This is a genomic window from Rhodanobacter sp. FDAARGOS 1247 (genome assembly GCF_016889805.1).
Taxonomy (GTDB): domain Bacteria; phylum Pseudomonadota; class Gammaproteobacteria; order Xanthomonadales; family Rhodanobacteraceae; genus Rhodanobacter.
The window spans coordinates 224009-247666 of sequence record NZ_CP069535.1; the positions used below are offsets into that span (position 1 = coordinate 224009).

Here is a 23658-nt window from a genome sequence, read left to right on the forward strand (position 1 = left end):
TTCAGGCCATCTCGGAAGGGTGAAACTGCTGCGCATAGCGTGCCAATTCATGGTGCCCGGTGAACCTCAGTTGCTCCACATAGGTTTCCAAGCCCAGATACGGCAAGGTGTGCGGACTGGCCAGCGGACCACCCTCCTTCACCAGACCGCGGAATTTCAAGGACCGTTCCAGCCCGCCGAGGCTCCAGTCGTTGGGGCCGAAGATATTGGGCACCAGGTCGAACGGATTGTTGCGCACGCGCTCGATCGTGATGCCTGCACGGGTGCAGACGAGCTCGGCCTGCCTGACGTTGCAACCGGTGCCGTGCAGGCAAACGCTGTGGTGATCGAGACGGATCCCGTCGTGCTTCAGCGCAAACTCGACGGCGGTGATGAAGATGATGGCGCCCTGGCTGTGCGCCACCCAGCGCGTGCGGTGTCCGCGCCGTTGTGCCTCCACCAGGACAGCCGCCAGGTGCCGGCTGTTGTGACTGCACTCCATCAGGTTCTGTTTGTCGAAGCCGCATTCGAAGAAGTCCCGACCTTTTCCCTCGGTGGGGTTGAAGAACAAGGTGTAATTGTCGATGGGCACAGAGTTCTCCCCGTAGGCGGTTTCGAGGTGCGTACCCATCAGCCAGGCCGCCTTGGCCAGGTTGTTCTGCATGCCGTTGACGGCGGCGTGGAGGGTGTCGATGCGGTGCGTAGGCAAGGGACTGTCAGTTCCCCAACTGCCAGTCAGCGCTTTGATGACATCCCCTGGTTCCTTACCCAGTTGTTTGAACTCGGGCGTAAAGCGCGCCGTCCCCACCTTGCTCACTTGGTACAACGCATTGCGCTGCATGGAATCCGGCAAGTCCGGCTGCAGCGGTTCCTTGTCCAGATAAATATCGACGATCACCACCGGTTTGCCAGGCACGATCGCATAGCGGATCTTGTAGTGGTAGCCCTTGAACGGGTAGCGACTGGGAAGCAGACGCTGGAACCAGTCCCTGCGTCCGGTATCGGCGTCCAGTCGGTTCGGGTGCAGGGCGATATCCAGCAGCTCTTCCGTCACCTTGCGTCGGTCGAAGTCATTGAGCGCACGCAGCATGCGAAGAGCCTCATCGCCGAGTACGAGCTTCTTGTCCAGCGTGCGGAACGTGGGGCTTCGGGGTTCGAACAGGGCGGCGATCTGTGGCGCCCCGGCCGCGGCTTCTTGCCACGTATGGCGCCGTGCGGCGCGCTGCTGCAACTGTTCGCGACTCAACGACTGTCGGCTCATCGGCACGTCTCCTTGTGCGCGCGGTCATCGGGAGTGGCCACGCAATCCTGGTGGCCATGGTATCTCCAAGGTATCTCCGCACCGCTGCGGCGATTCCGCCCTGTCGCTTGTAGGGCAGTTCCGATCGACTGGAGGGCAGTCGATCCGCGACCCAGCTTCGGGACAGCTGCGCCGCGGGAATGAGTCGGCCGATGCAGACGTGGCGTGGTCGCCAGCCGACCACGCCACGCCGAATCACCTCGCAGCGAAAGCGCTCAGAAGCGGAAGCGCACGAACAGCGAGGGGCCGTCGAGCTTCATGTCGAGGTTGGCGTTGTAGTCGTGCTTGCGCTGATGCAGCACGACGCGGCTGTAGCCGTATTCGGCGCCGAAACCCACGTTCTTCCACGGGAAATACTCCACGCCCAGCGCGGCGTTGACGATGTGTCCGTTGAGGTTGCCGCCGTTCTTCTTCACGCCGGCGGCGTCGATGTACATGCGCCACTGGTCGTTGAACGCATGTCGCCAGCCCAGCTGCAGCATCGGCGCCCAGGCGCTGTCGGTGGTGCTGGACGAGGCCTGGCCCACGGGATCGCCGTTGACGCTGGCCTCGCCGCTGATGCTGGCGTGCACGCGGTAATAGGCGCCGCCCAGGCCGAGGCCGAACACGTCGTTGCCATGGCCGAACCACCAGCGCCAGGACGCGCTGCCGAAGTCGAAGTTGAGCTTGCCCTTCACTGTGGCCGCCGCGCTGTAATCGTTGCCGGCGTAGCTGATGTCGCGCGCCAGCGACTTGCTGCGGGTGCGATTGACGCTGTAGTAGTCCAGCGAGAATCCCTGGCTGTCGCCGACCAGGAAGTCGAGCCGGGCACGGGGCACCGTCTTGCGGTCGGGAAAGCCCAGGTCCTTTTCGAGATTGAAGTCGCCGTTGTACTGGCCGCTCTTGTCGCTGGCGCCGATGGTGGTATCGGCGTTGGCGCTGTAGGCGCCCAGCCAGACGCTGACGCGATCCAGTGCCGGCGACTGCTGCGCGCTGGCGACGTGGCAAGTGAGCAGCAGCGGGACGAAGGCGAGCATCCCGCCGGCACGGCGAAGCCGACGTGGCTGTCGATGGGTCATGTTGTTTTCTCCGGGGTCGCGGAACGGATGGGAAGGCTTGGCCGGTCAGGCCATCCTGGGGATTCCCGCGTGCATGGTACGAAGCCCGGGCGTGCAGGCTGCGTGCACGCGCCGTGGCCGGCGTGACGATCGTGCCTATCCGGCGGCGGGCGTCGCGCGCACCACCAGCAGGTCGCCGGGCACGGCCTGCACGATCCGTTGCGCGGTGCCGCCGATCAGCAGGCGAAAGGCCAGGCCGCGATTGAACGCGCCGATCACGGTGAGGTCGGCGCCTTTCTCCAGGACGTACTGGCGCAGCATGATCTCCGGATGGCCGTGCTCGACCAGCGGGTGGATGCGCCGGCGTGCGGCCTCGGGCAAGTCGCTGTCGGCCAGGAAGGCCGCGACCGTGGCCATCTCCATCTCGATGAATTCCTGGCGGCGCGCGGCATCGAGCCAGAGCGACTGGTAGGGAATGTCCAGCGCGTGCATCAGCACGATGCGGGCCTGCGGAAACAGCGACGCGGCGGCACGCAGCCCGTCCCGCGATTCGACGGTGAAATCGGTACCCACCAGGAGGTGCCGGTACGCACCACGCGGCCGCTGCCTCACGATCAGCACGGAGGCCGGCGAGGCGCGCACCAGCCGTTCGGCGATACGGCCCGGCGAGCCGTCGGCGAAACCCGCGCGCGCGGTGCCCAGCACGATCAGGCCATGGCCTTCGCGACGGGCCAGTTCCAGGATGACGTCGGCGGGCTCGCCTTCGGCCACGTGGATGGACAGCCCGGGCAGGTCCTCGCCCAGGTCCTGGCGCAGTTGCCGCTCGATCGCCGCCGTCCGCTCCGGTGGCGGCCTCGGTGACGCGTCGTGGGCGAAGGTCGGCCACGCGTCCACCGCGCCGGCCGGCGTCGCATGCACCACCGACAACGGCAGCTGCCATTGCCGCGCCAGCTGCGCCGCGCGATCCATGGCGCGGTCGCAGCCCGCGCCGAGGTCGGTGGCCAGCAGCAGCCAGTCCGGCCGGGTTGCGCCAAGGGGTTCGCTCATCTTCGATCTCCCGCCGGGTCGATGCGTCGCGACGCGCGTTGCGTCGACCATTGCACAATCGACGTCGCGCCGCGACCGCCCGCATTGCCCGTCGTTCGCGCCGGGCGATAGACTGCGGGGGCAGCGGGCGAGACGCGCGCTGCAGCAAGTCCCGAACGATCCTGTCATTCCCGTTCGAGGGGCTGCGCCTGTCGAGCGCAGTGCCATGGCGGATCCGAAACGTTGTCCGCGCTCACCGCTGTCGCCGAGGTTTCAGCGACCCAGGTGCGCGGACGCTCTTGAAGTGCCAGGTTTCGCCGCCTGGGTTTCTTGCCGGAGACACCGACAAATCCCAGGAGCCCGTGACCGATGCCGCATTACCTGCCCAGCCTGATCCTCTGCCTGCCCTTCGTGGCCAGCGTGGTGGCGTGGCTGATGCGCGGCCGCGGCCACAACCGGGCGGCGTGGCTGATGACCGCCACCGCGCTGCTCGGCCTGTTGCTCTGCCTGTGGCTGGCCCCGCTGATCCTCGCCGGCGGCGTGCTGCGCCAGGTGATTCCGTGGGCACCGGGGCTGGGCCTGGATCTGGTGCTGCGGATCGACGGCTTCAGCTGGCTGATGCTGCTGCTGGTCTGCGGCATCGGCGCGCTGGTCGGCTTGTACGCCCGCTACTACATGTCGCCCGACGATCCGCTGGCGCGCTTCTTCGCCCTGTTGCTGGCCTTCATGGGCTCGATGCTGGGCATCGTGATGTCGGGCAACGTGATCCAGCTGGTGTTCTTCTGGGAGATGACCAGCCTGTTCTCGTTCCTGCTGATCGGCTACTGGCACCGCGGACCTTCCGCGCGCGACGGTGCGCGGATGGCGCTGATCGTCACCTCCGGCGGTGGCCTGTGCCTGTTCGGCGGCATATTGCTGCTGGGCCACATCGCGGGCAGTTACGAGCTGGACGCGATCCTCGCCGCGGGCGACACGGTGCGCGCGCATCCCTGGTACACGCCCACGCTGCTGCTGATCCTGCTGGGCGCGTTCACCAAGAGCGCGCAGTTCCCGTTCCACTTCTGGCTGCCACAGGCGATGTCGGCGCCCACGCCGGCCTCGGCCTATCTGCATTCGGCCACCATGGTGAAGGCCGGCGTGTTCCTGCTGGTGCGCTTCTGGCCGGTGCTGGGCGGCACCGCGGAGTGGTCGTGGATCGTCGGCGGCGTGGGCCTGGTCACCCTGATCCTGGGCGCGTACGCGGCGATGTTCGAGCAGGACCTGAAAGGCGTGCTGGCCTATTCGACGATCAGCCACCTGGGCCTGATCACCATGCTGGTGGGGCTGGGCAGCGCGCTGGGCGTGGTGGCGGCGATCTTCCACATCGTCAACCACGCCACCTTCAAGGCCTCGCTGTTCATGGCCGCCGGCGCGGTCGACCACGAAGCCGGCACGCGCGACCTGCGCAAGCTGGGCGGCCTGCGCCGGTTCATGCCGGTCACCGCCACGCTGGCGCTGGTGGCTGGCGCGGCGATGGCGGGCGTGCCGCTGTTGAACGGCTTCCTGTCCAAGGAAATGTTCTTCGCCGAGACGCTGGCCGCGCGGCAGGGTCCGCTGCTGGACGCGATCTCGGTGGTGATCGCGGTGGCGGCCAGCGCGTTCGGCGTGACCTATTCGATCCGCTTCGTGCGCGGCGTGTTCTTCGGCCGCACGCCGGCCGAGCTGCCGCGCCAGCCGCATGAGCCGCCGTTGTGGATGCGCTTCCCGATCGGCTTCCTGGCGCTGACCTGCCTGCTGGTGGGCGTGCTGCCGGCGCGGGTGATCGGACCGACCCTGCAGGCGGCGGCCGGTTCGGTGCTCGGCAGCGACCTGCCGGTCTACAGCCTGGCGGTGTGGCACGGCGTGACCACGCCGCTGCTGATGAGCGTGTTCGCCTTCGTGGCCGGCTGCCTGCTGTTCGCGGGCCTGCGCCGTCGTTTCGCCGAGCGCGAGTCGGCACCGCTGACCGGCCGGCTCAGCGGCAAGCGGATCTTCGAGCGGGTGATGGCGGTGCTGGCCGCCGACCTGCCGCAGCGGCTCGAACGGCTTTATCCGAGCCGGCGGCTGCAGTCGCAATTGCTGTGCATCGTGCTGCTGGCCATGCTGGCCGGCACCCTGGCCGCGACCGGCGCCTCGCTGGACATGGAGCTGCGCTGGTCCAGCATCGACCCGGCGTTCGCGTTGCTGTGGCTGCTGGGCGCGGCCTGCGCGATCGGCGCGGCCAGCCAGGCAAAGTTCCATCGCCTCGCCGCGCTCGTCCTCACCGGCGGCGCGGGGCTGGTCTCGTGCGTGAGCTTCGTGTGGCTGTCGGCGCCGGACCTGGCGGCGACCCAGTTGCTGGTCGAGGTGGTCACCACGATCCTGATCCTGCTCGGCATGCGCTGGCTGCCCAAGCGGATCGAGGGGCTGTCGGTGGAAAGCCGCCGGCAGCGCTTCCGCCGCCGCCGCGACGTGGTGATCGCGATCGTGGCCGGGCTGGGCGTGGCCAGCCTGGCCTATGCGGCGATGACCCATCCCGTGGCCGATTCGATCTCGCGCTTCTTCCTCGAACGCGCCTACACCGAGGGCGGTGGCCACAACGTGGTCAACGTGATCCTGGTCGACTTCCGCGGCTTCGACACGCTGGGCGAGATCAGCGTGCTGGCGATCGTGGCGCTGACCGTGTTCGCCCTGCTGCGCCGGTTCCGCCCCGCAGCCGAGAGCATCAGCGCGCCAATGCAGCAACAGCAACAGACGGCGCTGGACGCGGCCGCACCCGATCGCGCCGCGGATCACTCGCTGACCGACTACCTGATGATTCCCGGCCTGATCATCCAGCTGATGTCGCCGGTGATCCTGCTGTTCGGGCTGCACCTGTTCCTGCGCGGCCACGATCTGCCCGGCGGCGGCTTCGTGGCCGGCATCACCGTGGCGGTGGCGCTGATCCTGCTGTACATGGCCCGCGGCGCGCGCTGGGTGGAGACCCGCCTGCGCGTGCTGCCGGTGCGCTGGCTCGGCGCGGGCTTGTTGCTGGCGGTGCTGACCGGGCTGGGCTCGCTGGCGTTTGGACGTCCATTCATGACCACGTACTTCCAGTACCTCGACCTGCCGCTGCTGGGTCGCGTGCCGCTGGCCACGGCCCTGCTGTTTGACCTGGGTGTGTTCGCGGTAGTGGTGGGCACCACCATCCTGATGCTGATCGCGCTGGCGCACCAGTCGCTGCGCCGACCGCGCCAGGCGCCTGCGCCCGCCGCGGAAGGAGAGCGCTGATGGAACTGGTACTGGCCGCCGCGATCGGCATCCTCGCTGCCTCCGGCGTGTGGCTGCTGCTGCGCCCGCGCACCTTCCAGGTGATCATCGGACTGACCCTGATCTCCTACGCGGTGAATCTCTTCATCTTCTCCATCGGCGGCCTGCGCACCGGCGCCGACCCGGTGCTGCACGGCGGCGACATCGCGCAGTACGCCGACCCGCTGCCGCAGGCGCTGGTGCTCACCGCGATCGTGATCGGCTTCGCCACCACCGCCTTGTTTCTGGTGGTGCTGCTGACCTCGCGCGGGCTGACCGGCAACGACCACGTCGACGGCGAGGACGGCACGCCGTGAGCAACCACCTGATCATCGCGCCGATCCTGCTGCCGCTGCTGGTCGCCGCGCTGCAGTTGCTGGTCGGCGAGAAGCGGCGGCGCACGGTGCTGGCGCTGAGCATCGCCTCGTGCGCGGCCCTGGTCGCCGCAGCCGCCGCGCTGATGCTGGCGGTGTCCGCCGACGGTGCGCTGGTCGCGGTCTACCGCCTCGGCGATTGGCCGGCGCGCTTCGGCATCGTGCTGGTGGCCGACCGGCTGTCCGCCTTGATGGTGCTGCTCACCTGCGTGCTGGCGCTGGCCGTGCTGCCGTTTGCGCTGGGCCGCTGGCAGCATCGCGGCGGCCACTTCCAGCCGCTGCTGCAGTTCCTGCTGATGGGCTTGAACGGTGCCTTCCTCACCGGCGACCTGTTCAACCTGTTCGTGTTCTTCGAGGTGCTGCTGGCCGCGTCGTACGGCCTGGCGCTGCACGGTTCGGGCGCGCGGCGGGTCAGCGCGGGGCTGCACTACATCGCGGTCAACCTGACCGCCTCGATGCTGTTCCTGCTCGGCGTCAGCCTGATCTTCGGCGTCACCGGAACGCTCAACATGGCCGCGCTGGCCGAGCTGATCCCGCACGTGCCCGAGCGTACCCGCGCGCTGCTGCACGCGGGCGCCGCGATCCTCGGCGTGGCGTTCCTGATCAAGACCGCGATGTTTCCGCTGGGCTTCTGGCTGCCGCGCACGTATGCCGCCGCCTCGCCGGCGGTGGCGGCGATGTTCGCGCTGATGACCAAGGTCGGCATCTACGTGCTGCTGCGCCTCGGCCTGCTGCTGTTCGGTGACGACGCAGGTTCCGCCTCCGCCCATTTCGGCAGCGACTGGATGCTGTGGGGCGGTGTGGCCACGGTGGTGGCCGGCACCGTCGGCATGCTGGGCGCGCGCGACCTGGCCAAGCTGGCCGGTTACAACGTGGTGATTTCCTCCGGCACCCTGCTCGGTGCGATCGGCCTGCAGCAACCGGCGGTGACCACCGGCGCGCTGGCTTACCTGGTGATCTCCACCCTGGCGATCGCCGCGTTCTTCCTGGTCGCCGGGCTGCTCGCCTCCGACGGCGACGACGACACCGACGACACGCTGAGCCTGGAGCCGTACGAGCAGGCGGGCGAGAGCATGCCCAACGAAAGCCTGTACGCGCAGGAGGACGAGAGCCGGGTGGTGATCAGCGCCCCGATCGCGATGCTGGGGCTGAGCTTCTCCGCCTGCGCGGTGCTGCTGGCGGGCTTGCCGCCGCTGTCCGGCTTCCTGGCCAAGTTCGCGCTGCTGGCGCCGATGCTCGAAGACAGCGGGCGACCCGGCGCGGTCGCGCTGTTTGCGTTGATCATCGTGGCCGGCTTGTGCACGGTAATCGCGCTGTGCCGCGCCGGCATCCAGATCTTCTGGGTCGAGCCGGAGCGGATCTTCCCCAGGGTGCGCCTCACGGAAGCGACTTCCATCGCGATCCTGCTGGGGCTGTGCCTGCTGCTGACCGTGCTGGTCGAGTCGCCGCTGCGCTACCTGCGCGACACCGCCGGCCAGCTGCACGCGCCGGCCGGCTACATCCACGCGGTGCTGCCGTCGGCGGAGGCCGCGCCATGATCCGCCGCTGGTTGCCGTATCCAATCCTGTCCGCGCTGCTGCTGGTGGTGTGGTTGCTGCTGAACCAGAGCGTGGCACCGGCCACCATCCTGCTCGGCACGCTGCTCGGCGTCGCGCTGGCGAAAGTGTTCGGCCTGCTGCGTCCGCCTCAGGCGCGCGTGCGCAACTACCGTCTGTTCGGCCTGCTGTTCGCGCGCGTGATGCTGGACATCTTCCGCTCCAACCTCGCCGTGGCGCGGATCGTCCTGCGCCGCGAGCGGGGCATGCACTCCGGTTTCGTGGCGATCCCGCTGGCGCTGACCGATCGCCACGGCCTCGCCGTGCTGGCCTGCATCATCACCTCGACGCCCGGCACGATCTGGGTGAACTACGACTCCACCGCCAACATCCTGCTGATCCACGTGCTCGACCTGGTCGACGAGCGGGGCTGGATCGACACCATCAAGCAACGCTACGAACGCCTGCTGCTGGAGGTCTTCCAATGAGCCACGGCCTGCTCCACGTCGCCATCATCGCGGCGCAACTATTGCTGCTGCTGGCGATGAGCTTCTCGATCATCCGCATGGTCCGCGGCCCCCGCGCGCAGGACCGCGTGCTGGCGCTGGACGCGCTGTACGTCAACGCGATGCTCCTGCTGCTCACCGTCGGCATCCGCAGCGGCAGCATGCTGTACGTCGAGGCCGGCCTGATCATCGCTTTGCTCGGTTTCGCCGGCACCGTGGCGCTGTCGAAATTCCTGATGCGCGGGCAGGTGATCGAATGAGCCACCTCGACGCCCTGCCGCCGTGGGCCGCCATCACCGTCGCCGTGCTGGTGCTGCTCGGCGCGTTGTTCGCCTTCGTCGGCTCGCTCGGCCTGCTGCGCCTGAAGAACTTCTACCAGCGCGTGCACGCGCCCACCCTGGGCACCACGCTGGGCACGTTCTTCATGCTCGCCGCCTCGATCACCTGCTTCTCGGTGCTGCACGGCCGCCCGATCTTCTACGAGATCCTGATCGGCATCTTCCTCACCCTGACCACGCCGATCACCCTGATGCTGCTGGTGCGCGCCGCGCTGTACCGCGATCGCGAGGAAGGCTCGCAGGATGTGCCGCAGGTGACGCCACCGGAGTAGCTCCGCGATGTGGTGATGGCGGCGCATGAGCCGACATGAGCTGTCGCACCGATTCGGAAAATGGTGTTCCCACGGCGGAGTGCACCATGATCAAGCTGAACCTTCCGGACATCGACCCGAGCGGTTTCGATAGGGATTGGCACGAGACATACGGGGAGAAACATGTCCTGCCGATTTGTCCCCTGGTACGCCAATGGGTGCTGCGCGTGCTGGCCTGCATCGACGGCGGGATGCTGCGGGAAATAGAGGAACACCAGGGCTCCATGGCAGGGGTGTTCACTGCCGTGGGCTTGGGCAAGGTGGCCAGTGTCGCAGGTAGAAGCAAGCGGAGTACCCGCAAGATCGCCCTGCAGGCACGGCTGGAGCAACTGCTGCGGGACGCCCGGAAATCTCCCGCTTCGCTGCCGGTCGTGCTGGTGGAGAACGTGTCGCGCATCGCTCGACTGGTGGGACTGTCGGAGGTGGATCGCGGGATTCTCGCGTTCACCGTGTTGCTGCATGGCAATCGGGTTCTGCGCAAGGCGGTTTCCCTGCTGGAGTACCTGACGACCTCGCAGACATTCCAGGTTCTGGCTGACGTGTTGTGCCTGCCGGTCGAGCAGGTTCGCGCAGCCCTGAGCCCGCGCGGCGCCTTGGGTCGGGCCGGCCTGGTCAGGCTGGATCGCACCGAAGACATGGAGCTGACCGGCAAGCTGGAGATCCTGTCGATGGACTTTGTCGCCGAAATGCAGATGCCGGACATGACGCCGGCAAACCTGTTGCGCGGCATCCTGAGTGTTGGCTCGCCGCCCGAACTCGCATTGACTGACTATGAGCACGTCGCCGCACCCCTGGCGATACTTCGCCCCTACCTGGCACGGGCGATGGCCGATGCGCGCGTTGGCGTGAACGTGCTGATCCACGGCGCGCCGGGCACCGGCAAGAGCCAACTGGCCAGGGTGCTGGCAGCGGAACTGGGCAGCGAACTCTACGAAGTGGCCTGCGAGGACGCCGAAGGCGATCCGGTCGAGGGCAAGCAGCGCCTGCGCGTGGTGAGTGCGGCGCAATGCTTCTTCGCGCGCCAGCGGGTGATCATCCTGTTCGACGAAGTGGAGGACGTGTTCAACGACAGCGAGGGCCTGTTCGGCCGCAAGAGCACCGCGCAGACCCGCAAGGCATGGGTGAACAACACGCTGGAGAGCAATGCGCTGCCGATCTTCTGGCTGGCCAACAGCATCGACAGCGTGGACCAGGCTTTCATCCGCCGCTTCGACATGGTGCTGGAGCTGCCGGTGCCGCCGCAGCGGCAGCGCGAACGGATCATCGGCAACGCCTGTGGCGCGACGATCGATGCCGGCACCGTTGCACGCATCGCCGAATCGGAAAAACTGGCGCCGGCCGTGATCACTCGCGCCGCTTCCGTCGTCGCCAGCATTCGAGACGATTTGGGAGAGCAAGGCGCGGCGTCGGCGATCGAGCTGCTGATCAACCAGACCCTGCGGGCGCAGGGTCATCCAAGGCTGCGAGCAGCGGCCATGTCGACGCTGCAGGTGCCATACGATCCGGCGCTGGCCTGCGCCGACGCAAATTTGGAGGAGGTGATGACCGGCTTGCAGCGCGCACGTTCGGGCCGACTATGCCTGTACGGCCCGCCCGGCACCGGCAAGACCGCGTTCGGCCGCTGGCTGGCCGACCGGCTGCAGATGCCGCTGCACGTGAAGCGCGCCTCGGATCTGATGTCGATGTATGTGGGCGGTACCGAGCACGCCATGGCCGAGGCTTTCGAGCAGGCCTGTGCCGAAGGCGCCGTGCTGCTTATCGACGAGGTGGACAGCTTCCTGCAGGACCGACGCGGTGCCCAGCGATCCTGGGAGGTCACCATGGTCAACGAGATGCTGACCCAGATGGAATCCTTCCCCGGCATCTTCGTTGCCTCAACCAACCTGATGGACAACCTCGACCCCGCCGCCCTGCGCCGCTTCGACATCAAGCTGCGCCTCGACTACTTGACGACGGAACAGGCGTGGAGTCTGCTGCAACGGTATTGCGAGACGTTGGGGCTGGGGATGCCGGATGATGAGTTGAAGCCGAGGTTGGCGCGGCTTCGGCAGCTGACGCTCGGGGATTTTGCGCTGGTGGGGAGGCAGCATGGGTTTCGGGCGTTGGGGTCAGCAATGGCGCTGATGTTGGCGTTGGAAGCGGAGTGTGCACTTAAGAAGTATGTCAGGGCTCCAATAGGGTTTGTCGGCTGATCTCGCCCGCCGGACCGAGACGTGACAGCAATCTGTATGCCAAAGTTGTAATGATTCCGCTTCTGGAGCTCTTGAATCGTCCCGACATCGCAAAAAAGTGTGCGTTATGTGCATGAAGATTTTTAGCGACTTTTTAAAATGCGGACGACATCGGAAAGTGGAATTACAAGCTGAATATCATTATTTACCAAGCTTGACGAATCCTCCCATAGATCTTCCAAGTAATCGGTAATAGTTGCTTCGAACTGCTTCCTCTGGTTGGATCCAAAAAGCTCCCCATAAAATGTCTTTGTGCGTATGGCAATGTCTAATTTTTCGTTCACGCCATCACGGTTACGAAAAGTGGTGGTTGGATATTCTGGGATCGTTGCAGCGCCATAGCACTTGACCTTACCCCTGTTCCCCCAATAAAGATCGATAAATGCCGCACCATGTTTTGGAAAGTGTGCCCAGTCCTGATAGCCCCAAAGCAACGGGGCGCTTGTCTTTTTCTTGTCGAATTCATCTCGCACCTTTTCAAGCGCACCCTCGGCACTTTCATCCAGATATTTGCGGTAGATAAGAAGGTATAAGTGTCGATCCTTTAATTCTTCCTGGGTGTGGTTTTTCACCGCGAAGATGGATGTGGCGTCCTTTCTGGGGCGCGAGTTGCGCCGAGAGTCCCAATTGCTTTGAGCGGCTTCCATGTCTTCGTCAGATATCGTACGCGCCTTTTTTGAACACCATAGTTCGTCGAACCAGACGCGCATGGACCTTAAGTGCCCTGGGTCGTTGGTTAATATGCCTGCCTCTACCCAGTTACCAGCTTCATCATCCTGCAAGCTCAAGCCATTACTCGACAGATTGGCCGAGCCGATCAATGCCTGGTTCTTGCCTAGCACGACTTTGGCATGAAGTTGGTCGTGATGCCGGATTTCCAGCCTCTTTGGAAACTGTCGTGCGAGATCAAGTAGTCGCTGTATTTCGGTTGGATTTGTTCCGCCGCTCCGAAGGTTGCAGATTACTCGAATCCTTTGTTTTGCCTTATTGGTATAAATATGGTCGACGGCCCCGTTACCCCAGAACGCTACTGCAATGTCGAGACTATCTTCCTCGGCAACCAAGGTCTTTAGACGATTTTTATAATCATCTGAATTGACAAACATGGAGGTTCCTTGTCCTATGTGCGGATGGAATGCGAGATCCAGTCGGGGCAATCGTCTGGAATTCAGGTCGCCGGCGTTTTGTTCGGTGAATCGCTCGGATCTGTCAAATTATTGATGATACGAACAATCTCGCTTTCGCAGTGCGCCGTTTTTTTATCGTAGGCGCGCGGTAGTTCGATAGCAACCACCCTGTCATTGCAAAACTCAAGCCCATTCTTCGCGTTCCATTCCCAGCCCAGCCGATCAAGCGACTCCGCCGTAGCCGGCTCCGGCACTTCACCATTCCAACTTACCCAGAGCTGTTGCACGGGGATGTATACGGCGCCCGCGTGACCGCTCATAGTCCGGGTTCGCCGTGTGCGTTTCGGCGGCAGCCACCGCCACTGATCGCCAATGGCGACCTGCAGTGCCGCGCGGAGGCGATGACCGGCGGGGCGGTTGAAGTGGCCCAGCAGTTGCGGTTGGGTGGCGTCGCTGCCGATCGAGAACGACAGTTCCAGCGGCGCGGTGTCGTCGTAGCCGTGGCCTTCGCGCAGCTGCGCCAGCAGGGCGGGATCATCGCTGGCGACGATCGCGATGGCATTCACTGCAGCCCCGTCATGCACGCAGTGCAGCAGGTATTCGACGTGCACGAAGGCCGGTGTCGGTGTGGAACGGCTCATGAGGTTACGCCATGGTTTGCACTGGCGCGGAGAGTCACCGGCAGGTGGGCTTCCAGGAGGTCGCCTTGTCGACCTTGCAGGGCCTGCCTGCGCTTGAAAGCGAGGGGTACGTGCGTTGTTGGCGGCTTGTCTGGTCCGGGCTGCAGGCGCAGCAGGAAGCAGCATTCCGACCGTGCGCGCAGCGTGTCGACCAGGGCGGCCCGCGCCATCAGTCTTTCGAGCAGGCTTGCCGCATCCGCCTGCATCGCTGCTGGCAGTGCAGAGGTATCCACGGCAAGTGCGCCATCACAGGGAAACCAGTAACCCCGTTGCCGGGCGAGCGGGCCAGGGGAGGTCGCGCTGATGCGTTGAGGCATGCCGTTGCCATGGATGAACCAGGCTTGTCGCAGCGGAAGGGCCACGCTGCCGGCGGCAGCTTCGAGGTGGGCAACGCCCCGCGGCGGCTTGGGCGAGCGTTCCGCATAGGAACCCGCTTCGAGCTGGGGTAGCAGCCGGCGCGCGTAACGCTGGCCCTTGTTGGCGTTGAACGCGCAGTGCAGTTCGATGTGGGGTGGGTCGCCGACGTAGCCGGCCAGCCAACGACTGGGATTGTCGGACCATTCGCCATGTTCGCGCAGCAGGCTGCGCAACAAGCGGGTTCTGGTTCCGATGAAGACCGGCATGCCATACAGCACGTTGCGGCTGGGTTCGAACAGGATCAGGTCGAGGTCGATCGGCATGGGACGGCACCAGTGGGATGCCGTCAATCTGCTCGGGTCGAGCGACGTCTCATGTCGCTTCAGGCAGGCATGCTCGGGTTTGGTCAATCAGGAGGTTTTCATGACAAAAGGAACGAGCGCGGCCGAGGTTGCGACATGGTTTCGCGAGGCGCGTAGCGTCGTGGTGCTGACCGGTGCCGGGATGTCCGCAGAAAGCGGTATCGCCACGTTTCGCGATGCACGGGATGGACTGTGGTCGCAATTCGATGCGCAGGCGCTGGCCACGCCGTCGGCCTACCGCGCGGACAAGGCGCTGGTGTGGGGGTGGTACGTGTGGCGGATGGCCAAGGTGCGTGCGGCGCAGCCGAATGCCGGTCACCTGGCGCTGGTGCGGCTCGCCGCTTTGAAGTCTGGCGGAGTGGTTGTGGTGACGCAGAACGTGGACGACCTGCACGAGCGCGCGGGCAGTGTCGGTGTCATCCACCTGCACGGTGATCTGTTTGCATCGCGCTGCTTTGCCTGTGCGCGATCGTTCGACGGCTTCCAGCCGCCAGCCGATGCCGCCGATCATCCCGTGCTGCGCCTGTCGCCGCCGCGCTGCGCGCATTGTGGCGGATACGTGCGCCCGGGCGTGGTGTGGTTCGGCGAGATGCTGCCGCAGAAGCCGTGGGCACAAGCGCAGGACGTTGTGCGTCGTTGCGACCTGATGCTGCTGGTAGGTACGTCCGGCGTGGTCCATCCCGCTGCGGCGTTGCCTGGCGCGGCCCGGGCACGTGGCGCACGCGTGGTGGAGATCAATCCCGTCGTCACCGAACTGTCGGAACACGTCGATCACGTCTGGCGTGCGACGGCCGGCGAAAGCCTGCCGCTGCTGCATGGGTTGCTTGGCGAGGGCTGATGGTATCAATGGGAGGCGCGCCATGGCTGTGCCCATCCTCTCCACGGCGAGTGTTTACGCCCGATAGGTGTTGGCCAGTTCGGCAAACTCGGCGGCCAGCTCGCGGCGCAGTTTCGCGGGCTTGAGCACTTCCACGGCCGGACCATGACTGCGCAGCCACCAGCGCAGTTGTGCGGTGTCCGCGACGGTGGCGCGCAGGCGCATGAGGTCGCTGCCGCGGATCGGCGAGAGGGTCTGGTCGGCGGCCAGGTGGCGTTCGCCCAGATAGCGGGCGAGCCACGGGCCGACGCGCAGTTCGAGGCGAAGATCGCCGCCACCGGGTTGCTCGAAAGCGCGCTCCTCCTGCACGTAACGATTCAAGTCGAACCCGTCAGGCACGATCGCGGGCTCGTCGAGGCCCGTGGCCCTGGACATGCGGTGCAGGGCGTAGATGCAGGGATTGGAGTAGTCCCTGGCGGTACCCACCAGATAGAGCACGTTGCCATACAGCACCAGACCCAGCGGATTCAGCGGGTAGCGCTTGGAACGTTCCGTTTCGGCCGCGCGGTAGCTGACCTCGAAGCGGCGGTTGTTCAGCAGCGACTCGTAAACCACATCGGTGACGTCGGCGGCGACCGCTGGCGACAGCAGTGGCTGCGCATGCGGAACCACCGCGATCCTGTTCGGCCAGCGGCCCATCGGCGAGGCTTTCAGGTCGCCCAGCACCTGTCGCGCGGCGATGAACTGGGGCTCGAGCGCAGCCATCAGTTGTCGCGGCAGTATGGGAGTGAGATAGCGGGCGACCAGCTCGTGGGTGAGTGCGGTGGCCGGATCGAGCCCGGGCAGCGACAGATGCGGTGCCTGGCGCACCCAGTGCCACAGGGATGGGCGTGATCCGGTGCTGGTGATCGGATACTGCGCGGACAGGTGGCCAAGGTCGCGTTCGACGCTGCGCCTGTCGATCCTGAATCCGTCGTTGCTCAGCCTGGCGTGCAGCGCCGCCACCGTGATGCCGCCAGGGTGACGTGGCAGGTACTCCAGCATCTTGATGTAGCGAAGCACGGTCTCGCTCACGTCGTCTCCCGGTGTGGGTGAAGCAAGCTCGATGATCGCACGCAAGGCGACATCTGGTGTCGCATGCATGGAGCTTCATGTCGGTCCACTCTTCGACAGGATCAGCCACGTGAATCCCGAGCTCGATCATTCCCTGTGCGCGCGTTACCCGCAGATATTCTCCGATCGCGATGCGCCGAAGAGGTTGTGCGCGATGGGACGGGGTTTCGAGGTGGGCGATGGCTGGTATCCGTTGATCGACCTGCTTTGTCGCGCATTGCAACGGGAAACCGGGTGCCGTGGCGCGCCACAGGTGATGGCTTGCCAGGTCAAGGAGAAGCTGGGTTCGCTGCGCTTCCGCGTCCGGCATGCCAGCGAGCGCCAACACGCGATGATTACGTTTGCCGAGGCAGTTTCGACGCGTGTCTGCGATGTTTGCGGTGTGGCGGCCTGGCCGGGTCATGCCACGGACGCGACCGGTGCGCCCCGTTGCCGGCAGCATGGCGATCCAGGGCGCATCGGTTGATGCCGCAGTTCAGATATCCCGGAACCACTTGACGGCCGAAAGATGGACGGCTGAAAGATGCACGCCCAGGCCACTGAAAAGAGCGAGCAGGGCATGTCCGACGACCGGTGTCGTCACGATCCAGCTCAGGCTTGCGCCAACGTGCGAACCAGGCGAACCATCGCCAGCGTGTCGTACCCGCAGTACCTCCGCAGTGCCTTGTCGATCACGCTTCGCCTTCTGGCCGTGGTTTCGGCATGGATGGCTTCGAGGTAGGCCAGTTGGGCCTGCCCGCCGTCGGCGACGTGTGGCAGTCGCGCGTAGTCCAGATCCGCTGCGATCGTCGGCAGCACGGCCTTGATCGACCACGAGCCCATCATGGCAGGGTGGTAGTAGTGCTCGCGGGTGATCGGAAGCAGGTCGATCATCCGCGCGTTCAGGGCCAGCAGGTCATCAGCCAGCTCGGGGAGCATGACGGCGAGTTCGCGAACCCGCGCCGCCTCGAATGCCTGGTTGTAGACCAGGATCGGACCGTGCCGCCCCACCGCACCGAGCAGGGATGCGGCAAACGCGCGCATTGGCGGCTTGCCGCTGAGGTCCAGGAACAGGCGTTCCTTGAGCGAGCCATCGCGGCGCTCTACGTGGCACGACCACTGGAACGGTATTTGCTGGTACGGACGAGTGCCAGGCCAGCGGGGTATGGCGAAGTCGATGGTCTCGAAATCGAGATAGTGGCGCGGGTAGCCCAGCCTGCCGACGATATCGGCGGCGGCCGGATCTAGATGGCGCCGCCCGCTGATCGACGCGGTGCGAATGCGCCGGTGGCGCGGATTGGCGAGGCGGGCGGCGGGTACCTTGCGCAAGTCGAGGTAGCCTTCGCTGACCAATGTCCTGACGAGCTTCCCGGCATGGGGAAGAATCGTGACCGGATACTTCGGAGCCGCCGGTTCCTGCGCCCGGCAATGATCGAAAAAGGGGCAGGGGAAGGGACGCTGGCAGTGCTCGCCGGTGGTGATGGCGGGCTCGTTGCCTCGTAGCGTGCGCTTCTGCGTGCGTACCCAGCCGGCCACCTCGGGCATGAGGTCGCGAACCTGGTTCGTGATGTCCTCGTCGACCAGCAGGCCGCGATAGTCGTCATGGCCGGTATAGACGAAGCCGTTGTCGATATGGGCCAGACGGATGCGCCGGAGCGGCACACCGGCGTTGTCGATAACCCATGCCTGGATGGCGCAGTCGATGAGGTGGTAGTCCTTGACCTCGGTCGATGCCTTCACCTCGATCAGGTCGTAGCCGCGGACTGCCGGCTTCAGTACGTCGGCGCGCACGACGACATCGTCATGCTGGAACGCCGCTTCGAACAGGGTCTGGCGCCTGCCTTTGCGCGCCAGCAATGCAGCGGTTTCGGCGAAGGCAGCGTCGAGTTCGTGCACGTGCCCGATCAAGTGGCCCGGGCCATGCGAAAGGCGGGCGAGTTCGCCTACCGCATTGCCGCTGTCGAAGGCCGCCTGGGTGGCCGCGTCGGTCTCCCCGAGTTCGCGGCGATGGGTTTCCAGCCATAGCCTTCGCTTGCACTGACGGCCGGAAAGCATGCGGGTCTTGGAAAGACGTGGGGCGGTCGATGGCATGGGACGGTTTCCCTGGCTGGCGCGTATGCGGAAAGTGGCTGCAGGCAACCTACTTCCGGCACGCGACAAGTGATGTCGGCTGACTATCGCGGCACCGGCGACACGACATGTCGCTGGCGCAAGGCAGGCTGCGGGTATTTCCCGCGGAGCCCGGCCATGCCCCTTGTATCCCGCAACCATCGACTGATGTCGCTCCAGTTGGGCAGCAATGGCGCGCCCATCTTCAAGTGCATCGCCAGTGATCTTGATCCGGAAGATGCCATACGGCTGGTGCGTGCGGGATTGGCCCGGCCACGTGATGTGCTGTTCGCCGGGCACCCGGATCAGTTTGCGCTCTGGCTGGACGTGCATGCCGGCGAGGAAGACGGTTGGGATGACGAGGCGCGCGCGTACCTTGAGGGCACCATCACGGCGTGGCTGCATGCGTTGCGCAGTTGTGGAGCGCTCACTTTTACCGACATGGTGTCCGGTGCAGGGCTGACGGTGGACGGCTGTTTCGGAACCGTGCCGCCGTTGCTGTCCAGCTATCTGCGAGGCTTGCCGCCAGCTGACGATGGCACCAGGCCCAGGCTGGACGCGGTCGGCATGATCCGCGACGCACCTGCGTTTTCGATGCTGGCTCTGCTTCGTGATCGGGCGGACGCCGCACGCCTGTTGGCCTGGATGCGGAACGTCGGCCATCCGCAGCGGCTGACGTGCCTGAGCCAGCCCTTGTTTGGTCAGGCTACGCAGGCGGAGCTTGAAGCGATGCAATTGCGTTTTGCCGCGTGGTGGCAAGGCGACTGGCGATGGATGGGGACGCAACCGGTTTGTGCCATCCACATGGTTGCGGTGGATTTTTCGGCGCGTCTGGTCACGGCAAGCTGCGTGAGCGCTGGCATGACCGCCTGGTCGGTCGACGCGATGTGGGCGACGCTGTCGAACTCGATCGATCCGGTATTCGATGCACGCCAGGATGTGGCCAAGGCCGATCCACTGAACATGCCCGGACGGCTGGATCGTCTGTGGCACGCCATGTTTCGGCATTGGCTGGAGCCCGTCCTCGGCATCCACGCGCTGCCGCGGAAATTCCACGACGCAATCGAGTCGACGCTGCGTGAGGCCAGATTTCGCATGCGCATTGGCCTGCTGTCTTCGCTTGATATGGACTCGCTTGTCCAAGCTCAGCACATGCGGCAGTACAACGGCTTTCTCGACGAGGGATTGCCACCTGAAGTTCCGCCGTGATCCGCTTCCGTTGCATGCAAGTTGACGGGTGGCGACTGCGGGGGCTGGCCGCACCGCTCGGCGCGCCACCATCGGGCTCCCTTTCCGGGAGCCCGACGGGATTTACAGCGTGTTCTCGAACTCCCTGACCTGCCGGGCCGCTTCATCCTTGGCGATGCCGTAGCGTTCCTGCAGTTTGCCCACGAGGTACTCCTGATTGCCTTCGGCAGCGGTCAGGTCGTCGTCGGTGAGGTCGCCCCACTTGGCCTTGATCTTCCCGGTCAGCTGCTTCCAGTTGCCCTTGATGCGATCGTTGTTCATCAGTCGTGACTCCGTCATTGAGGGGTACGCGGCAGGTGTCGATGGAAGCCTGTGCGCGCCGACCACTCTCCGGAATCGGCGTGAGCGGCAGGTCGTCAGGATGTTCATGGGAGAAGCGGGGGTTCACAATCTGCGCGTGCCAGACGCGTTTCGGAAAAAAACTTCACGCGCGATTCGCTACCCTTGGCCAGCAGCAACGCCATCCGACCCGCCTCACCTTGCCCGGTGCCACAGCATGAATGCGACTCCCTGGAAGATCGACATCGCGGAAAAATTCGCGTTGTTCAGCGAGCACTGGCGACCGAAGACGATCGCCGCGCTGAATGGCCAGGAGCTCAAGCTGGTCAAGTTGCAAGGGGTCTTCCCCTGGCATGTGCACGAGCACGAGGACGAAATGTTCCTGGTCTGGCGCGGGAAGTTCCGCGTCGAATTTCGCGACCATGTCGTCGAGCTCGAGCCCGGCCAGCTGGTCGTGGTTCCGCGTGGCCGTGAGCACCGCACGGCCGCCGGCGAAGAGGTCGAGGTGCTGATCTTCGAGCCTGCCGCGACGCGCAACACCGGCAATGTCGAGGACGCGCAGTTCACCGCGCCGCTGCATGTGGAGATCTGAATCGGGCGCGGTTCGGCATGCCCATGCACGGCGGCGGGATCGTTTCACCCCGGCCAGGCCGCGTGCGTCATCATCAGCAGTCCCGCCATGGCGAACGCGGTGCCGATGGTTCGCGCGGCACGCCTTCCGTCGGGGGCCAGGCGCTCGATCGTGATCACCATCGTCGCGATCGCCATCATGCGCAAATCCATGATGCCGCCGACCAGCAGGATCGCCATCGGGCCGACGCAACTGCAGCTGCAATGCAGGCCCAGGCGCAGTCCATGTCGCCAGCTTGTGGCGAGCCGCGGTGCGATGACCGGCGTCGCGCGGCAGCCGGCGAGATGACGGGCTTTCCACCCGGTGAACTGCAGCGCGCCAGCGGCGAGGACGACCGCGGCGCCAGCGATCGGCACGGCGCGCGCCAGCGCCGGCCATTGCATGACGACGGTGGCGAGCAGGGCACCGAGCGCAAGGACACCGGTGCCGAGCACGAGCCACACCGTGAAATACGCCGCGCCCATCAGCGCGATCAGTCGGCCCGCGGGTGAATGGCCGGAGCGGTCAATGGCTGCGTGACAGCGCCACAGCACCGGCAGCAGGGACGGCAGCATCATCGCCACCATCATCGCCAGCCACATGCCGAGAAACGCCGCCACGACGTCGGGCCAGGCCTGGCCGCACATCGGCATCCATGCCATCGACAGCGTCCAGCCGCCGGGCATCGGCAACTCGCCCATCGATGCCATGGCGGTGCAGCCGATGATCGTCAGCGTGGCGCTGGCGGCAAACGGCAGGGCGGCGACGCCGAAAAAGCGCAGCGGGAGGTTCGTCCGGCAAGCCCGGGTCGAAGCGATCCCCATGCCGTGCGCATCCACGGGGGCGGCTCACTTGCCGCCGTATTCGTCATGGCGGCGCCACCACACGCCGGTTTCGTTGCGCCCCAGCGGCGCGCGATCGAGCCACTGGTACATGCCCCACAGGCCGTCCAGGCCGCGCGCGTAGGTGGAGTAGGTGTGGTAGATCACGCCGTCCTCCTGCACGAAGGCGCTGAGGCCCGGGCGGTCGCGCGTGTAGGTGGGCGCGTCGGTGCCGCAGCTGGCGGCCATCTGGATGACCGGCGCGGGGGCCGAGCTCGCGTCCATGGCGTGGCCATCGCGCCGATAGTTGTATTCGATGTCTCCGGCGCGCTGCTCTGCTTCGGTGAACGAGACGTTGAAGTCGAAGTTGAAGTCGCCGTCGGACGAGGATGCCCAGGGGAAGCGCCAGCCCATGCGCTGCCGGTACGCCTGCAGCTTCGCCAGTGGTGCCCGCGATACCGCCGACAGGGTCACGTCGTGATTCGCCAGGTGCACGGCGAAACCGTCGAAGCCGTCGGCGATCGACGAGCACGAGGGACACCCCGCGCTGTAATCGGTGCCGAACATGAAGTGGTAGACCAGGAGCTGCGAGCGGCCCCGGAAGAGGTCGGCCAGCGAGGCGCTGCCTTCGTCGGTGTCGAAGCGATACGCCTTGTCGACCTTGACCCACGGCAACGCTTGGCGTTGCCGGGCCACTTCGTCGCCGCGTCGGGTCAGCTCCTTTTCTGCATCGAGCAGGCCGAGTTGTGCCACCAGCCATTCGTCGCGGGTTCCGGTCGTGTGCATGGTCATTGCGTTCTCCCGATGGGTTCCGGCATTCGCTCGGGGATCGATGCGACTTGCCGGTGGATCGTGGGCTAGATTAGAAACCGGACATCGAAGGGTGGGAGTGACAAGCGTGGCGCGATTGGTTCCGGTCCGATGGATTCACTGATCACGGCGGCGGCGCGTGCGCTGGCGGCGGGTGACCCGCTGGGCGCGCTGAACCGGATCGCCTTGCGCGACGATGCGCCCGCGCTGGCTTTGCGCGGCATCGCGATGGCGCAGCTCGGCGATTTCGTGCGGGCGAAGGCGCTGGTGCAGCGCGCGGCGCGCGCGTTCGGCGCGAGGAAGCCGGTGGCCCGCGCGAAGTGCGTCATCGCCGAAGCCGAGATCGCGCTCGCCTCGCGCGAGTTGGGCTGGCCGGTGAAGGCGCTGGATGCCGCGCGGGTGACGCTGGAGGCGCACGGCGATCCGGTGAACGCGGCGCATGCGCGCTATCTCGCGGCGCGGCGCCTGCTTCTGCTCGGCCGCCTCGACGAGGCCGAGCGGGCGCTGGCCGGATTCGATGCCGCGCCGCTGCCACTCGCCTCGCGCGCGGCCCGCGAGCTGGTCAACGCCGGCATCGCCCTGCGCCGCCTGCGCACGAAACCGGCGCGTGCGGCGCTGGCCCGGGCCAGCTACGCCGCGCGCCATGCCGGCATCCCGGCGCTGGTGGCGGAGATCGACGATGCTGCCCGCGTGCTCGACGCGCCCGCGGCGCGGCTGATCACGCATGCCGGTGAACGGCTGATCCGGCTGGAGGACGTCGAGGCGCTGCTGGCATCGAACGCCTTCGTCATCGACGCCTGTCGTCACGTCGTCTGCCAGTCCGGCACGCGGGTGGCGCTGGCGAAGCGGCCCGTGCTGTTCGCGATCGCCCGCCTGCTGGCCGAGGCATGGCCGGGTGACGTGTCGCGGGACACGCTCATCGCCGAAGTCTTCCGCACCAGGTTCGCCGACGAATCGCATCGGGTACGCCTGCGCGTCGAAATCGGCCGGCTGCGCACCGAACTGCAGGCACTGGCCGGCGTGGACGCGACGAAGCGCGGCTTCGCGCTGGCGCCGCATCGGGCCGATCAGGTCGTCGTGCTGGCGCCGCCGTTCGACGAGCGCCACGCAGACGTACTCGCCCTGCTGGCCGACGGCGAGTCGTGGTCGAGCTCGGCCCTGGCGCTGGCGCTGGGCGCCAGCCAGCGCAGCGTGCAACGCGCGCTCGATGCGCTGGCAGCGGCCGGCAAGGTGCAGTCGTTCGGCCGCGGGCGGGCGCGCCGCTGGCTGAGCCCGCCCGTGCCCGGATTCCCGACGAGCTTGTTACTCCCCGCGCCGCTGCAGGGCGACTAGGCTGCCTGCATCGAGACCCATCAGATTGACCGGCGCGCCAACCACGAATCCCGAAACTCCGCCATGACGTCATTCCCGCGGAAGCGGGAATC

The 23658-nt window shown here is 66.0% G+C and carries 23 protein-coding genes; 12 read left to right on the forward strand and 11 right to left on the reverse strand.

The genetic code is table 11. The annotated features are described in order from the left end of the window. Nucleotide 1 precedes the first annotated feature (1 nt). The 3 genes from I6J77_RS00970 to I6J77_RS00980 form a co-directional block, all read right to left on the reverse strand. The gene (locus I6J77_RS00970; RefSeq protein ID WP_204110207.1) at nucleotides 2–1240 is read right to left on the reverse strand and encodes a hypothetical protein; all 1239 of its coding nucleotides are present in this window, start codon (nucleotides 1238–1240) and stop codon (nucleotides 2–4) included. Between the two features lie 254 nt (nucleotides 1241–1494). Next, nucleotides 1495–2337: an autotransporter outer membrane beta-barrel domain-containing protein gene (locus tag I6J77_RS00975; protein ID WP_056717633.1), complete on the reverse strand. Its 843-nt coding sequence runs from the start codon at nucleotides 2335–2337 to the stop codon at nucleotides 1495–1497. A 135-nt stretch (nucleotides 2338–2472) separates the two neighbouring features. Continuing rightward, on the reverse strand, nucleotides 2473–3363 hold the full coding sequence (locus tag I6J77_RS00980) for a universal stress protein (RefSeq protein ID WP_204110208.1): 891 nt from the start codon (nucleotides 3361–3363) through the stop codon (nucleotides 2473–2475). Between the two features lie 348 nt (nucleotides 3364–3711). Between I6J77_RS00980 and I6J77_RS00985 the strand changes: the two genes are divergently transcribed. From I6J77_RS00985 to I6J77_RS01015, 7 genes are all read left to right on the forward strand, one after another. Further along, nucleotides 3712–6609: a monovalent cation/H+ antiporter subunit A gene (locus I6J77_RS00985; protein WP_204110209.1), complete on the forward strand. Its 2898-nt coding sequence runs from the start codon at nucleotides 3712–3714 to the stop codon at nucleotides 6607–6609. Continuing rightward, nucleotides 6609–6944: a Na+/H+ antiporter subunit C gene (locus I6J77_RS00990; RefSeq protein WP_015446488.1), complete on the forward strand. Its 336-nt coding sequence runs from the start codon at nucleotides 6609–6611 to the stop codon at nucleotides 6942–6944. Before I6J77_RS00985 ends, I6J77_RS00990 begins: the two co-directional genes overlap by 1 nt. Then, nucleotides 6941–8539, forward strand: coding sequence for a monovalent cation/H+ antiporter subunit D (locus I6J77_RS00995; RefSeq protein ID WP_204110210.1), 1599 nt, complete (start codon nucleotides 6941–6943; stop codon nucleotides 8537–8539). The genes I6J77_RS00990 and I6J77_RS00995 overlap by 4 nt, the downstream gene beginning before the upstream one ends. Beyond that, nucleotides 8536–9024, forward strand: coding sequence for a Na+/H+ antiporter subunit E (locus I6J77_RS01000; RefSeq protein ID WP_204110211.1), 489 nt, complete (start codon nucleotides 8536–8538; stop codon nucleotides 9022–9024). The genes I6J77_RS00995 and I6J77_RS01000 overlap by 4 nt, the downstream gene beginning before the upstream one ends. Beyond that, the gene (locus I6J77_RS01005; protein ID WP_204110212.1) at nucleotides 9021–9302 is read left to right on the forward strand and encodes a K+/H+ antiporter subunit F; all 282 of its coding nucleotides are present in this window, start codon (nucleotides 9021–9023) and stop codon (nucleotides 9300–9302) included. The genes I6J77_RS01000 and I6J77_RS01005 overlap by 4 nt, the downstream gene beginning before the upstream one ends. Continuing rightward, nucleotides 9299–9652 carry a monovalent cation/H(+) antiporter subunit G gene (mnhG, locus tag I6J77_RS01010; RefSeq protein WP_204110213.1) on the forward strand — a complete coding sequence of 118 codons (354 nt, stop codon included), beginning with the start codon at nucleotides 9299–9301 and terminating at the stop codon, nucleotides 9650–9652. Before I6J77_RS01005 ends, mnhG begins: the two co-directional genes overlap by 4 nt. Before the next feature lie 86 nt (nucleotides 9653–9738). Then, nucleotides 9739–11883: an ATP-binding protein gene (locus tag I6J77_RS01015; protein ID WP_204110214.1), complete on the forward strand. Its 2145-nt coding sequence runs from the start codon at nucleotides 9739–9741 to the stop codon at nucleotides 11881–11883. Between the two features lie 122 nt (nucleotides 11884–12005). Here the strand turns inward: I6J77_RS01015 and I6J77_RS01020 are convergent, their stop codons facing one another. The 3 genes from I6J77_RS01020 to I6J77_RS01030 form a co-directional block, all read right to left on the reverse strand. Continuing rightward, the gene (locus I6J77_RS01020) at nucleotides 12006–13028 is read right to left on the reverse strand and encodes a phospholipase D family protein (RefSeq protein ID WP_204110215.1); all 1023 of its coding nucleotides are present in this window, start codon (nucleotides 13026–13028) and stop codon (nucleotides 12006–12008) included. Nucleotides 13029–13090: 62 nt separating this feature from the next. After that, nucleotides 13091–13690, reverse strand: a complete 600-nt coding sequence (locus I6J77_RS01025) for a hypothetical protein (RefSeq protein WP_204110216.1) — start codon at nucleotides 13688–13690, stop codon at nucleotides 13091–13093. Then, a complete protein-coding gene (locus tag I6J77_RS01030; protein ID WP_204110217.1) occupies nucleotides 13687–14409 on the reverse strand; it encodes a hypothetical protein in 723 nt (240 codons plus the stop codon). The genes I6J77_RS01025 and I6J77_RS01030 overlap by 4 nt, the downstream gene beginning before the upstream one ends. Here I6J77_RS01030 and I6J77_RS01035 point away from each other — a divergent pair. Further along, the gene (locus tag I6J77_RS01035; RefSeq protein WP_239309123.1) at nucleotides 14408–15286 is read left to right on the forward strand and encodes an NAD-dependent protein deacylase; all 879 of its coding nucleotides are present in this window, start codon (nucleotides 14408–14410) and stop codon (nucleotides 15284–15286) included. The two genes, I6J77_RS01030 and I6J77_RS01035, sit on opposite strands and share 2 nt — an antisense overlap. A 54-nt stretch (nucleotides 15287–15340) precedes the next feature. On the opposite strand, the gene I6J77_RS01040 is transcribed toward I6J77_RS01035, so the two are convergent. Beyond that, nucleotides 15341–16339 carry a YafY family protein gene (locus I6J77_RS01040; RefSeq protein WP_204110218.1) on the reverse strand — a complete coding sequence of 333 codons (999 nt, stop codon included), beginning with the start codon at nucleotides 16337–16339 and terminating at the stop codon, nucleotides 15341–15343. A gap of 31 nt (nucleotides 16340–16370) precedes the next feature. Between I6J77_RS01040 and I6J77_RS01045 the strand changes: the two genes are divergently transcribed. Continuing rightward, nucleotides 16371–16844 (forward strand): hypothetical protein, encoded by a 474-nt coding sequence (locus tag I6J77_RS01045; RefSeq protein WP_204110219.1) that lies wholly within the window; start codon nucleotides 16371–16373, stop codon nucleotides 16842–16844. Between the two features lie 125 nt (nucleotides 16845–16969). Here the strand turns inward: I6J77_RS01045 and I6J77_RS01050 are convergent, their stop codons facing one another. Further along, nucleotides 16970–18448 carry a DUF2779 domain-containing protein gene (locus tag I6J77_RS01050; RefSeq protein ID WP_204110220.1) on the reverse strand — a complete coding sequence of 493 codons (1479 nt, stop codon included), beginning with the start codon at nucleotides 18446–18448 and terminating at the stop codon, nucleotides 16970–16972. Nucleotides 18449–18520: 72 nt separating this feature from the next. Between I6J77_RS01050 and I6J77_RS01055 the strand changes: the two genes are divergently transcribed. Next, nucleotides 18521–19675, forward strand: coding sequence for a hypothetical protein (locus I6J77_RS01055; RefSeq protein ID WP_204110221.1), 1155 nt, complete (start codon nucleotides 18521–18523; stop codon nucleotides 19673–19675). A gap of 102 nt (nucleotides 19676–19777) precedes the next feature. Here I6J77_RS01055 and I6J77_RS01060 read toward each other — a convergent pair whose 3' ends face one another. Beyond that, nucleotides 19778–19975, reverse strand: coding sequence for a CsbD family protein (locus I6J77_RS01060; protein ID WP_204110222.1), 198 nt, complete (start codon nucleotides 19973–19975; stop codon nucleotides 19778–19780). A 235-nt stretch (nucleotides 19976–20210) separates the two neighbouring features. Here I6J77_RS01060 and I6J77_RS01065 point away from each other — a divergent pair, with 235 nt between their 5' ends. Further along, on the forward strand, nucleotides 20211–20585 hold the full coding sequence (locus I6J77_RS01065) for a cupin domain-containing protein (RefSeq protein ID WP_204110223.1): 375 nt from the start codon (nucleotides 20211–20213) through the stop codon (nucleotides 20583–20585). 44 nt (nucleotides 20586–20629) lie between these two features. On the opposite strand, the gene I6J77_RS01070 is transcribed toward I6J77_RS01065, so the two are convergent. Together I6J77_RS01070 and I6J77_RS01075 are read right to left on the reverse strand one after the other, a co-directional pair. After that, nucleotides 20630–21442, reverse strand: a complete 813-nt coding sequence (locus I6J77_RS01070; RefSeq protein ID WP_239309125.1) for a DUF2182 domain-containing protein — start codon at nucleotides 21440–21442, stop codon at nucleotides 20630–20632. A gap of 9 nt (nucleotides 21443–21451) precedes the next feature. Continuing rightward, nucleotides 21452–22216: a DUF899 domain-containing protein gene (locus I6J77_RS01075; protein ID WP_204110224.1), complete on the reverse strand. Its 765-nt coding sequence runs from the start codon at nucleotides 22214–22216 to the stop codon at nucleotides 21452–21454. 129 nt (nucleotides 22217–22345) lie between these two features. On the opposite strand from I6J77_RS01075, the gene I6J77_RS01080 reads away from it, so the two are divergent. After that, the gene (locus I6J77_RS01080) at nucleotides 22346–23566 is read left to right on the forward strand and encodes a helix-turn-helix domain-containing protein (RefSeq protein ID WP_204110225.1); all 1221 of its coding nucleotides are present in this window, start codon (nucleotides 22346–22348) and stop codon (nucleotides 23564–23566) included. The last annotated feature ends 92 nt before the right edge of the window (nucleotides 23567–23658 follow it).